Source organism: Arthrobacter sp. SPT-J7 (assembly GCF_059089965.1).
Genome location: NZ_JBNHFF010000095.1, coordinates 1 through 11,937 on the forward strand (window position 1 = coordinate 1; position 11,937 = coordinate 11,937).

10 protein-coding genes are annotated in these 11,937 nt (G+C 65.7%); 2 read left to right on the forward strand and 8 right to left on the reverse strand.

Features of this window, described 5'->3' with window-relative positions:
* A partial coding sequence (locus AC5RWX_RS24725) for an MFS transporter (protein WP_494098928.1) occupies positions 1 to 1,267 on the forward strand: 1,267 nt, incomplete at its 5' end.
* A gap of 58 nt (positions 1,268 to 1,325) precedes the next feature.
* On the opposite strand, the gene AC5RWX_RS24730 is transcribed toward AC5RWX_RS24725, so the two are convergent.
* The 6 genes from AC5RWX_RS24730 to AC5RWX_RS24755 all read right to left on the reverse strand — a co-directional run bounded on the left by AC5RWX_RS24730 (position 1,326) and on the right by AC5RWX_RS24755 (position 8,384).
* Positions 1,326 to 2,063 (reverse strand): glutamine amidotransferase, encoded by a 738-nt coding sequence (locus AC5RWX_RS24730; RefSeq protein ID WP_494098929.1) that lies wholly within the window; start codon positions 2,061 to 2,063, stop codon positions 1,326 to 1,328.
* 31 nt (positions 2,064 to 2,094) lie between these two features.
* Positions 2,095 to 2,535, reverse strand: a complete 441-nt coding sequence (locus AC5RWX_RS24735; protein WP_494098930.1) for a YybH family protein — start codon at positions 2,533 to 2,535, stop codon at positions 2,095 to 2,097.
* A gap of 19 nt (positions 2,536 to 2,554) precedes the next feature.
* Positions 2,555 to 4,369: an acetyl/propionyl/methylcrotonyl-CoA carboxylase subunit alpha gene (locus tag AC5RWX_RS24740; RefSeq protein ID WP_494098931.1), complete on the reverse strand. Its 1,815-nt coding sequence runs from the start codon at positions 4,367 to 4,369 to the stop codon at positions 2,555 to 2,557.
* 130 nt (positions 4,370 to 4,499) lie between these two features.
* Positions 4,500 to 5,144 carry a Maf family protein gene (locus AC5RWX_RS24745; protein ID WP_494098932.1) on the reverse strand — a complete coding sequence of 215 codons (645 nt, stop codon included), beginning with the start codon at positions 5,142 to 5,144 and terminating at the stop codon, positions 4,500 to 4,502.
* A gap of 9 nt (positions 5,145 to 5,153) precedes the next feature.
* Positions 5,154 to 7,676, reverse strand: a complete 2,523-nt coding sequence (locus tag AC5RWX_RS24750) for an MMPL family transporter (protein WP_494098933.1) — start codon at positions 7,674 to 7,676, stop codon at positions 5,154 to 5,156.
* An 18-nt stretch (positions 7,677 to 7,694) separates the two neighbouring features.
* Positions 7,695 to 8,384 carry a TetR/AcrR family transcriptional regulator gene (locus AC5RWX_RS24755; RefSeq protein WP_494098934.1) on the reverse strand — a complete coding sequence of 230 codons (690 nt, stop codon included), beginning with the start codon at positions 8,382 to 8,384 and terminating at the stop codon, positions 7,695 to 7,697.
* A 174-nt stretch (positions 8,385 to 8,558) separates the two neighbouring features.
* Between AC5RWX_RS24755 and AC5RWX_RS24760 the strand changes: the two genes are divergently transcribed.
* Positions 8,559 to 9,122: a hypothetical protein gene (locus tag AC5RWX_RS24760; protein ID WP_494098935.1), complete on the forward strand. Its 564-nt coding sequence runs from the start codon at positions 8,559 to 8,561 to the stop codon at positions 9,120 to 9,122.
* A 74-nt stretch (positions 9,123 to 9,196) separates the two neighbouring features.
* Here AC5RWX_RS24760 and AC5RWX_RS24765 read toward each other — a convergent pair whose 3' ends face one another.
* The gene (locus tag AC5RWX_RS24765; RefSeq protein ID WP_494098936.1) at positions 9,197 to 10,639 is read right to left on the reverse strand and encodes a dicarboxylate/amino acid:cation symporter; all 1,443 of its coding nucleotides are present in this window, start codon (positions 10,637 to 10,639) and stop codon (positions 9,197 to 9,199) included.
* Positions 10,640 to 10,820: 181 nt separating this feature from the next.
* On the reverse strand, positions 10,821 to 11,937 hold a 1,117-nt coding region (locus AC5RWX_RS24770; RefSeq protein ID WP_494098937.1), incomplete at its 5' end, for a DUF885 domain-containing protein.

Sequence of the window (11,937 nt, forward strand, 5' to 3'; positions counted from 1 at the left end):
GCAGCTGTTCTTCCCCAACCAGAACGAAACCACCCAGCTCCTGAGCTCCTTTGCCGTGTTTGGCGTCGCATTCGTCGCCCGCCCGCTCGGTTCCATCGTCTTTGGCCACTTCGGCGACAAGTTCGGCCGCAAGGGCACCCTGGTGGCTTCCCTGCTGACCATGGGTATCGCCACGTTCCTCATCGGCTGCCTGCCCACCGCGCTGGTACCCGGCTGGGAATTCTGGGCTCCGGCACTGCTCGTCGTGATGCGTTTCGCCCAGGGCCTGGCCCTGGGTGGCGAATGGAGCGGTGCCGCGCTGTTGGCCACCGAGAACGCTCCGGCCAACAAGCGTGCCATCTACGGCACTTTCCCGCAGTTGGGTGCCCCCATTGGCTTCATTATCGCCAACGTGATCTTCCTGGTCTTCAGCTACGCACTGTCCCCGGCTGACTTCCAGTCCTGGGGCTGGCGCGTGCCGTTCCTGCTCAGCGCCGTTATGGTCATCATCGGCCTCTACGTCCGCCTGAAACTGATTGAAACCCCTGCTTTCACCAAGGTGATCGAGTCCAACGAGGTTGCCAAGCTGCCCCTGGGCCGGGTGTTCAAGACCAGCTGGCGCCAACTGATCCTCGGCACGTTCATCATGCTGGCCACGTACGTGCTCTTCTACCTGATGACCACGTTCACCCTGACTTATGGCACCCGTCCCTCCAGCCTCGAAGCTGCCCGGGCCGCTGCCGAGAAGGCCGGAAGGCCGATGACGGACGCTGCCGCGGCTGCCTTCGTTCCCGGCCTGGGCTACACCCGCAACGACTTCCTGTGGATGCTGATCGCCGGCGTTGTGTTCTTCGGAATCTTCACACTGGTTTCCGGCCCGCTGGCCGAAAAGTACGGCCGCCGCAAGATGCTGCTGGCGGTCACCGGCGGCATCTTCGTCTTTGGCCTGCTCTTTGTCCCGCTGTTCAGCGGCGGCTTTGTGGGCACCATGGCCCTGCTGGTCATCGGCTTCTCCCTGATGGGTCTGACCTTCGGTCCGATGGGTGCGCTGCTGCCGGAACTGTTTCCCACGAACGTGCGCTACACAGGATCGGCTGTGAGCTACAACTTCTCCAGCATCCTGGGCGCAGCAGTGGCTCCGTTCATTGCCGTGGCGCTGTGGGAACTCGCCGACGGCAGCCCGGTGCTGGTGGGGATCTACCTGACCTCCATGGCCGTGCTGACCCTTATCGCCCTGTTCGTCAGCAAGGAGACCCGCGACGTGGACTATGAGAACAACGTGGCCTGATATGGCCGCTTAGGTGATCAGAACTGCCCGGCGTGGTCTACTGACCCGCCGGGCAGTTCTATGTGCCCGAGGCGTAGCGGGCCACAAAATTCTTCAGGATGTTCATCGGCTCGGTAACGGTGAACTGCCGGGCCTGCGCCATCAGTTGCTCTGCCGACTCCGGCGGAAAGTAGCCGGCATGGCGGTAGATGTCGATCCTCGTCACCAGCCCGTCCACGTCCAGTTCAGGGTGGAACTGGGTGGCGTAAAGGTTTCTGCGGATGCGGAACATCTGGACCGGGCAGGCGGCGGACCGGGCAAGCAACACGGCGTGCGGCGGCAGGACCGTGCAGGCTTCCTTGTGCCCGGTGAAGGCGGTGAATGTCCTGGGCATTCCGCTGAGCACCGGATCCTCCAGGCCCGCGTCCGTCAACTCAATTTCCGCAGCGCCGAGTGGTTCGCCGAACGTCCTGTCGATCACGGCGCCCTGGTGCGTCCCGAGGGTGCCAACGCCGTAGCAGGCACCGAGGAACGGGAAATCCCGTTCCACCAGCTGGTCCAGGAGTCCGGACAACTCACGTTCCACACGGTGCTGTGTGGGCGTCTTGTGCTCCGGCGGGTCGCTGGACGTGAACGGGCTGCCACCCACGATCACCCCCGAGTAATCCGCAAGGTCGAGCTCAGGAAGGGGAGCAGCCTCCAGCCTGATGCGCCGAAGCTCAGGGGGCTCCAGTCCGCCGTAGCGCAGATAGGCGGCGTACTCGTCCTCGGCAGCGGCGTCTTCGGCCCTGGACGCCAGGAGCAGGAAAGGCAACATCTGCTAAGTGTGCCTTTTCCTGCCGTACCTGTCAGCTGTTGGCGGGCTGGCTCAGGGACCTGCGGGACTGCGGCCGGGCAGCGGGATCAGCGTGGCGGTGCACAAGTTTCCAGTACCCCTCCTCGCGGCGGAAGACGCTGGTCACGCGGAGCGCGAACTCCTCGGGCACTGCGGCACCGTCCAGCCGCGCGCGGAAATGTTCCGTTTCCACCAGGAAGGCAGTGTCGCGCGCGGTGTAGGAGGTGATGGTGTCGAACCCGAGCATCTCGCCGTCCTGGAACTGTCGGGCAGCCTGGTCCAAGCGGGCTTCCACCTGCGCCCAGCCGCGGGCGATGCCGCCGAACGGGTTGGCCAGCGTCACGTCGTCAAGCTGCGAGTACAGGTCCTTGACGGGTCCGGGATTCCCGCGGGTGATTTCGGGGACGGCCAGATGGTAGCGGTCCACTTCTTCTTCAAAACTGGGTGCGAGCATGGGGGCCTCCGTGCGCTTGCTAGTCTTCGATGGTGGCGATGACGGCGCCGGCCGACACCGTTTCGCCGGGTACGGCGGTGAGGCCGGTGATGGTACCGGAGCGGTGTGCGGTCAGCGGCTGCTCCATCTTCATCGCCTCAAGGACCACAACCAGGTCGCCCTCGGCTACAACATCGCCGTCCGCCACGGCTACCTTGACGATGGTGCCCTGCATGGGCGAGGACAACGCATTGCCGGTCGCTGCTGCCGTACCGCCCGAGCGGGAGCGCTTCTTCGACTTGCCGGGCTTGGGCGCGGTGCCGGCGGCGCCGGTTCCCACGGCACCGAGCGAGGCAGGCAGTACTACCTCAAGCCGTTTGCCGCCCACTTCAACCACCACACGCTGCCGCTCCCCGGCGTCCACATCGGTGCCGGCGCTGCCGTCGGGGGTCCAGGCCGGGAGGTTGTTGTCGAACTCGGTCTCGATCCAGCGTGTGTGGACGCGGAAGGGGCCCTCTGCCGGCGCGAACGCGGGGTCCGAGACCACGGCGAGGTCGAACGGGATCACCGTCGGGATGCCCTCTACCACCATCTCTTCCAGCGCACGGCGGGCGCGCTGCAGGGCCTGCGGTCGGCTGGCTCCCGTCACGATGAGCTTGGACAGCATGGAATCGAAGTTGCCGCTGATCACATCGCCCTGCTCCACACCGGAGTCAATGCGGATGCCGGGGCCGGTCGGGTTCTTCAGGACCCGGAGCGTGCCCGGGGCGGGCAGGAAGTTCCGGCCGGGGTCTTCACCGGTGATGCGGAATTCGATGGAGTGGCCGCGTACTTCGGGATCGCCGTAGCCGAGCTCCTCGCCGCGGGCCAGGCGGAACTGCTCGCGCACCAGGTCGATGCCGGTGACTTCCTCGGATACGCAGTGCTCCACCTGCAGCCGGGTGTTCACCTCAAGGAAGGAGATGGTGCCGTCCTGGCCCACGAGGAACTCACAGGTTCCGGCGCCCAGGTAGCCGGCCTCCTTCAGGATGGCTTTGGAGGAATCGTAGAGGCGGCGGTTCTGCTCCTCGGTAAGGAACGGGGCCGGGGCCTCCTCCACGAGCTTCTGGTTGCGGCGCTGCAGGGAGCAATCGCGCGTGGAGACCACCACAACGTTGCCGTGGGCGTCCGCCAGGCACTGGGTTTCCACGTGGCGGGGCGAATCCAGGAAGCGCTCGATGAAGCATTCGCCGCGGCCGAAGGCAGCGGTGGCCTCGCGGACAGCGGATTCAAAAAGTTCGGGAATCTCATCACGGCTGCGGGCGACCTTGATGCCGCGCCCGCCGCCGCCGAAGGCGGCCTTGATGGCCACGGGAAGCCCGTACTGGTCCACGAAGTCAAGGATTTCTTCAGCGGACTTGACGGGGTCCGCTGTGCCCGGGACCTGGGGTGCGCCCACCTTTTCCGCGATGTGCCGGGCCTGGACTTTGTCGCCGAGGGCGGAGATGGCTTCGGGGGAGGGACCGATCCATGTGATGCCGGCCTCGATCACGCGGGCAGCAAACTGGGCGTTTTCGGCCAGGAACCCGTAACCGGGGTGGATGGCGTCGGCGCCGGACTGGCGTGCGGCGTCGATGATCTTGTCCATCACCAGGTAGGACTCGGCGGCGGTGTTTCCGCCCAGCGCGTAGGCTTCGTCAGCAAGGCGGACGTGCAGCGCGTCGCGGTCTGCGTCGGCGTAGACAGCAACGGAGGCGATGCCTTCATCACGGGCGGCGCGGATGATGCGTACCGCGATCTCACCGCGGTTGGCGATCAGCACCTTTGTGAGGGTCGACTGCGTGGGACGTGTGGACTGCTCCAAATTTGCTGACAAGGCGTCTCCTTCTTTCCTTCAGGGAGCCTAGCGCGGTTTTGAGGGTTCCGCCGATATTACTTGCGGATTCCGCGTGTAAAGAGGCCACGCTTTGTAGGGAAGCTACAAGACGTCCCTAAATCACCTAGCTTTACGCCGCCTGCCAGAGCTCGGTGATCCGCACCTGCGCCTGGGCCAGCAAAGCGCGGAGCGTGGAGACGGACAGGCCTACGACGGTGTGCGGGTCGCCGTCGACCTTTCGGATGAACGCCCCGCCCAGGCCGTCGATGGTGAAGGACCCGGCGCAGTGCAGGGGCTCGCCGGTGGCGATGTAGGCGTCGATCTCCGCCGCATCCATGTCAAGGAAGGAGACCTCGGCGGAGGCTACCGTCCCAAGGGTGGCGCCCGTCCCGGGGGCCGCGCCGTCGTCGGGGTCTGTATCCCGGCAGTCCACCAGCCAATGACCCGTATGCAGCACGCCGGTGTTGCCGCTCATCCGCAGCATGCGTTCCCGGGCGACTGCGGCGGTGTACGGTTTGCCGTGCGCCTCGCCGTCGAACTCGAAGACGGAGTCACACCCGAGTACCAGTGCCCCCTCCGCTTCCGGCAGCGCAGCCACCGCCTCCGCTTTCGCCCGGGCCAGCAGCAGGGCGGTGTCGTGGGGGTCGGTGACGCCGTACCGTGCCTGGACCGCGTCCTCATCGACGTCCGACACCAAAACAGAATGGCGGATGCCGGCCTCGGCGAGGAGCTTGGTACGGGCGGGGGACTGGGAAGCGAGAATCAGGCGGATCACGGATTCAGCCTAGTGGACCAGCGTGCCTGGCACCGGGGCTGCCTCGGGCCGGCTGAGCTTGGCGCCTTCCACATCGACGTCCGGCAGGATCCGGTCCAGCCATCGGGGGAGCCACCAGGACTTCTCGCCCAGCAGGTACATCACGGCAGGAACGATGGTCATCCGAACCACAAAGGCATCAAGCAGCACACCGAACGCCATCGCGAAGCCAAGCGGCCGCACCATGGTGAGGTGGCTGAAGACGAAGCCGGCGAAGACGCTGACCATAATGATTGCCGCCGCCGTCACCACGGCTGCTGCATGCCGGAAGCCCACCCGGACTGCCTGCTTGGCGGAGGAACCGTGCATGTACGCTTCGCGCATCCCCGAGGCGATGAACACCTGGTAGTCCATGGCCAGGCCGAAGAGCACGCCGATGAGGATGATGGGCAGGAAGCTCAGCACGGCGCCGGGGTTGGCGACGTCGAACACGCCGCCCAGCCAACCCCACTGGTACACGGCAACCACGGCCCCGAACGCAGCGGCGAGGGAGAGCAGGAAGCCGCCCGTTGCGAGCAGCGGGACAACGATGGAGCGGAACACCAGCAGCAGGAGGACCAGGGAAAGACCGACGACGATCGCCAGGTAGGGCGGCAGGGCGTCACCGAGCTTCGTGGAGACATCCACGTTGCCGGCCGTCTGGCCCGTCAAGCCCATCACCACGTTGTACTCGGACTGGATTTCGTCGTTGAGGCTCCGGAGTTCGGAGACCACCTGCACGGTGCTGGCGCTGGCCGGGCCTTCCTTGGGGATGACCTGGAATACCGCGGTGCGGCGGTCGTCGCTGAGCGCGACGGGAACGGCGGCCACCACGTTGTCCACCGCGCGGAGCTTGTCCGCGACGTCGTACTGGAGCGCCTGTACCTGGGCCTCGTCCAGATCCGGGGGGAACTCGCCCACGGCCACGATGGGGCCGGTAACGCCTTCGCCGAAGCTCCGCGCCGTGAGGTCATAGGCCTGGTAAGCCTCGGAGTCCACTGGTTCGGAACCGCCGTCGGGCAGTGCAAGCTGCAGTTGGGTGGCGGGCAGGGCCAGCGTGCCCAGGAGGAGCACTCCGCCCAGGAGTGCCAGCACGGGCTGCCGGGTGACGAGGCCGCCCCAGCCTCGGGTGCTGCGTTCGCGGTCCTGGGCTTCATCGGCAGCTTCATGGCCGGGTTCGGCGTTGTGGTCTTCTGCTGCGGCCCATGCGCGCCGGGAGATGATGCGGCGCCCAATCAGGGACAGCATGGCCGGAGTGAGCGTGATGGCCACCAGCACGGCTACTGCCACGGTTCCGGCCGCGGCCAGGCCCATCACGCTGAGGAAGGGCAGGCCCGGCACTACCAGCGCGGCCAGGGCGATGATCACCGTGAGGCCCGCGAAAACCACCGCGTTTCCTGACGTGCCGGTGGCACGGGCCACCGATTCCTCCTGCGCCATGCCGGCAAGGAGTTGCGTCCGGTGCCGGTTGACGATGAACAGTGAGTAGTCGATGCCCACGGCCAGGCCCAGCATGAGGGCCAGCATGGGGGAGATGGAGCTCATGTCGAAGAGGTCGGAGAGGGCGAAGGTGATTCCGACACCCACGCCGACACCGACCACTGCCATGAGCAGCGGCAGCCCGGCGGCGATCAGCGTCCCCAGCATGATGATCAGTACCAGGGCTGCGATGGCAATGCCGATGATCTCTGCTGCGCCGAAGAGTTCGGAGATGTCCTCGGTAATTTCCTTGCTGGCATAAGCGGTGACCCCGGCAGCGGAGGTTTCATGGGCGATGTCCTGGACCTGCTGGCGGATCGCGGGGCTCAGGCCGTTGATGGAGGTGTTGAACTGTACCTGCGCGACGGCGGCGCGGCCGTCTTCGGAGACGAACCGGATGGCGGAGGAAGCTTCTGCCTGGCGCTTGCCCAGTTCCAGCTTCGCCTGGCCGGCTTCCAGTTCCCGGGCTCCGGCTTCGAGCCTTGCCTGTCCTTCAGCCAGTGCGGCCTTTTGCTGGCCGAGCTGCGCCTCGATAAGCGCAGCCGGGGCGCCAGCTGCAGCAAGTTGCTGTTCGGCCGCTGCGAGCTGTGCCTTGCCGGCGTCCAGCTCTGCGCGGGAGGCGCCCAGTTGTGCCTCGCCTGCGGCAAGCTGCTGTTCGCCGGCGGTAACGGCCTGTCCGGCCTGGTCCACCTGCGCCTGGGTGGCAAACGGATCAACGGTGCCGCGGACGTCCGGCACGGCTTCAAGCTTCTTCAGCACGTCGGTGATCGCGGCGCGGCTTTCGGCGGTGAACCCGCCGTCGGGCGCTTCAAAAACGATGGTGGCGGTGCCGCCGGATGCTGAGGGGAGCTCTTCCTTCAGCTTGTCCGCAATGCGCTGGGTTTCGGTGCCCGGAATCTGGAAGTTGTTGGACAGCGTGCCGTGGAAGGCAGCGGCCGAACCACCCACGGCCACCAGGGCGGCCAGCCACAGCGAGATGACCAGCCAGCGGCGGCGGTAGGAGAACTTGCCCAGGCGGTAAAGAAGCAGTGCCATGAAGGGAAACCGATCTGATCAGGAGGAACGGGAGTCGGAACGTAAAGAGGGAGGAGGTTGAACTGCAGTGAAACCGGACCCCAGGAGCGCCATGGCGTCGATCAGCAGTTGCCGGAGTTCCGCGAGCGACGCGGGTGAGAGGTCCGCGCCGCGGCGGGCAAACCAGACTTCCATGGCCGCTTTGCCGCAGGAAATCACGGAGCCCGCCAAAGCACGGAGGTATAGCTCGTCTCCGGCGCCACGCGTTCCGGCCGCGCGTTCCCTGGCCACCGCCGTGATCTGTTCCCGGCAGTGGTCCCACGCTTCAAGTTCGGAGTGGGACATCAGGGTGCTCTGCTGGGTGAGGGTAAACAGCTCGGCCAGCGGGGCAACGGTCATGGGATCTGCGAGCGCCATCAGGGCGGCCTGGGCCGACTGCAGGATAGGTTCCTCGGCCGGGCGGAGCCGAAACTGCTGGATGGCATTGTCCAGGAAACCGTGGGTGACGGAAGCGAGGGCGGCGTCGGTGCTGCTGAAGTAATTAAAGAAGGTGCGCCGCGAAATTCCTGCGGCATCGGCGATGTCCTCCACGGTGAAGTTTCCGGGGCCACGGTTTCGCAGCAGCGACAGGGCAGCTTCGGTGATTGCCTGCCGTGTGGCCGCCTTGTTCAATTCGCGCCGGGAAGGGCCGGGGGGCGGGGGAGCGGCGGGGCTGATGGAAGTGGTCACGCGCTTACACTACGTGCAAGTTTGCACCCTGTGCAACTGAATGGACGCCAGCTTCACAGGAAAGTGAAAGGTTCCGAACAGCTCTTCCAGAACCTGCGCCGGGATGCTGGTGATGCCTCGGGAGAGGCGTACCATCAGCAGCCGTCACCGACGGCGGATCCAGGAGACAAGAAAATGTCACGCACAAAGAAAATGACCCTCGGCCTGTCAGCCGCAGCGCTGGCCCTTACTGGCGGAATCGGAGTTGCCGGCGTGGCCTCCGCCACCACAACTCCGGCTCCCTCACCCAGTGCCAGCTCCAGCGCATCCGTGGACGGGACCACCAGCACCGCGCCGGGCGGAGGCATGGGCAAGCACGGCGGCCGCGGTGGGGAGCGGGGCATCGCACAGGCATCCGTGCTTGCAGAAAAGCTCGGGGTGGAGGAAGCCAAAGTCACGGAGGCGCTGCAGGCCTTCCGTGAAGCGAACAAGCCCCCAACTTCGCCCACGGAGGGCACGAAGCCGGATGCCGCAACTCGTGACGCGGCCTTGGCCACATCTCTGGCCGGGGTGTTGGGCATTGAGGAGTCCAAAGTCACCGAAGCCTTGGCGGAGCTCCGCGCTGAGAAGCAGGCAGAGAAGGCCGCTGCCCTCAAAACGCGGCTGGACCAGGCCGTGGCGGACGGAAAGCTGACGCAGGCTGAAGCTGACACCGTGGCCAAGGCGGTGGAAAACGGCGTCATCGGCGGCGGCCGCTGACCTGTTGAAGGCATGAAAAAGCCCCCGGGAAAATTCCCGGGGACTTTTTCTACCGCAGGGGTGAGCAGAGACCGTTAGGCCTTCGCGTCCTCAAGTTCACGCGTTGTGGTGTCTGTGGAGGTCCCATCGGACGGGGCGGCAGCGGCGGTGTCCGCAGCGTCGTCAACAAAGGGCGTGCCGTTGCGGGGTGCGTTGTACAGCTTCTCGTCCAGGATGCCCTGGCGCTTGGCCACGATGGTGGGGACGAGCGCCTGGCCGGCGACGTTCACCGCGGTGCGGCCCATGTCCAGGATGGGATCGATGGCGAGGAGCAGGCCGACGCCGGCAAGCGGCAGTCCCAGCGTGGACAGGGTCAGCGTGAGCATCACGACGGCGCCGGTGGTGCCGGCCGTTGCGGCCGAGCCCAGGACCGATACCAGTGCTATCAGCAGGTACTGGGTGAAGTCGAGCGGGATGCCGAAGAACTGGGCGACGAAGATGGCGGAGATGGCGGGGTAGATTGCCGCGCAGCCGTCCATCTTGGTGGTGGCGCCCAGCGGCACGGCGAAGGAGGCGTAGCCGCGGGGGACACCGAGGCTGCGCTCGGTCACACGCTGGGTCAGGGGCAGGGTGCCCACCGAGGAGCGGGAGACGAAGGCCAGCTGGACGGCAGGCCACACGCCGGAGAAGTACTGCTTGACCGACAGGCCGTGGGTGCGGACCAGAATGGGGTAGACCGCGAACATGACCAGGGCTAGGCCCACGTAGATGGCGAAGGTGAACTTGCCCAGCGAGCCGATGGTGTCCCAGCCGTAGACCGCCACGGCGTTGCCGATGAGGCCCACGGTACCCAGCGGTGCGATGCGGATGATCCACCACAGCACCTTCTGGATCACGGCCAGTGCAGAGGCGTTCAGGTTCAGGAAGGGCTCGGCGGCCTTGCCTACCTTGAGCGCGGCAACACCGATGGCGATGGCGATCACGAGGATCTGGAGCACGTTGAAGCTGACGGAGGTGGTGACGGCGCCGGACTCCGCAACGGTGGAGCTGGCGCCCAGTCCGAGGAAGTTCTTGGGGAAGAGGCCTACCAGGAAGGCCCACCAGTCACCGGACTTGCCGGCGTACTTGGCTTCCTCGGTGATGCCGGTGTTGGCACCGGGCTGCAGCAGGACACCCAGTCCGATGCCGATCAGCACGGCGATCAGGGAGGTGATGGCGAACCACAGCAGGGTGTTCCACGCGAGTTTGGCGGCGTTGGACACCTGGCGCAGGTTGGAGATGGAGCTGACGACGGCGGTGAAGATCAGGGGTACAACGGCGGTCTGCAGCAGGGAGACGTAGCTGGACCCGATGGTCTGCAGTGTTGCGCCGAGGCCGTTGGGGCTGGCTTTGGTGCTGCCGGTGTACTTGGCCAGCAGGCCGAGGCCAAGCCCGACGATGAGGGCGGCGATGATCTGGAAGCCGAACGAACCAGCCCACTTGGGGAGCTGGAAGCCGGTCTTTCCTGCGGATTCTGGGGCGCGGGTTTGAGTGCTCACCCGAATACGTTATGGTCTGCGTCCATATCACGGCGAACGAACATTGAGAAATGTTACGCGTCCCAGGTTTCGTCAAAAGCCAAACTTCCCCATGAAATCAAGGGTTTCGAGGCGCTTTGTTAAGTATTCCCGGCCCTGCTGTGGTTAATGTCTCGCTGGTGCAGGGGCAAAAGGCCCGGAGTCAGGAAAGCAGTGCGCGCCGCAGGGTGTCCAGTCCGACGGAGCCAATGTTCAAAGCCCTTGTGTGGAACTCCTTCAGGTCGAAGCCCGGGCGGGTTTCGAGTTCTGCGCGGATCTGTTCCCAGAGGCGCTGGCCTACCTTGTAGGAGGGTGCCTGTCCTGGCCAGCCCAGGTAGCGGTTGAACTCGAAGTTGAGCTGCCCTTCGCTGATGGGGAGGTTCTGTTTCAGGAATTCATAGCCCTTGTCCGCGGTCCAGGTGCCGGAGCCCCAGCGTTCGGGGACTCCAAGTTCGAGGTGGACGCCGATATCAAATACCACGCGGGCGGCGCGCATCCGCTGCATGTCCAGCATGCCCATGTGGTCACCGGGATCGTCCAGGTAGCCCAGTTCCTGCATCAGCTTCTCGGCATAGAGTGCCCAGCCTTCGCCGTGGCCGGAGGTCCAGCAGACGTTCCGGCGCCATTTGTTCAACAGTTCCCGGCGGTAGGTGGCAGTGGCCACCTGGAGGTGATGGCCGGGAACTCCTTCATGGAACACCGTGGTGGTTTCGGCCCAGGTGGTAAAGGTGTCCTCGCCGGCGGGCACGGACCACCACATGCGGCCGGGGCGGCTGAAGTCGTCGGACGGGCCGGTGTAGTAGATGCCGCCCTCATCGGTGGGGGCGATGAGGCACTCGAGCTTCTTCATCACGTCCGGGATGTCGAAATGGACGCCGGCCAGCTCCGCTACGGCTTTGTCGGAGAGTTCCTGCATCCACTCCCGGAGCGCTTCCTTTCCCTTCAGCTGGCGCGCCGGATCGTTGTTGAGGATCTCCTTGGCTTCAGCGATGGAGGCGCCGGCTTTGATGGTGCGGGCCACCTCTTCCTGCTGGGCGATCAGGCGGTCCAGTTCCTCAACGCCCCAGGCGTAGGTTTCTTCCAGGTCTACGGTTGCGCCAAGGAAGGAACGCGAGGCCAGCGCGTAGCGGGCGCGCCCCACGGCGTCCTTTTCAGGGGCGGCGGGCAGCAGCCCGGTCCGGAGGAACTCCGCCAGTCCGGCGTAGGCGCGCCTGGCGGCGGCAGCCCCGGCGTCGAGCTCTTCCTGAACAGCGGCGGACAGGGGCCCGGCGGGGGTGGAT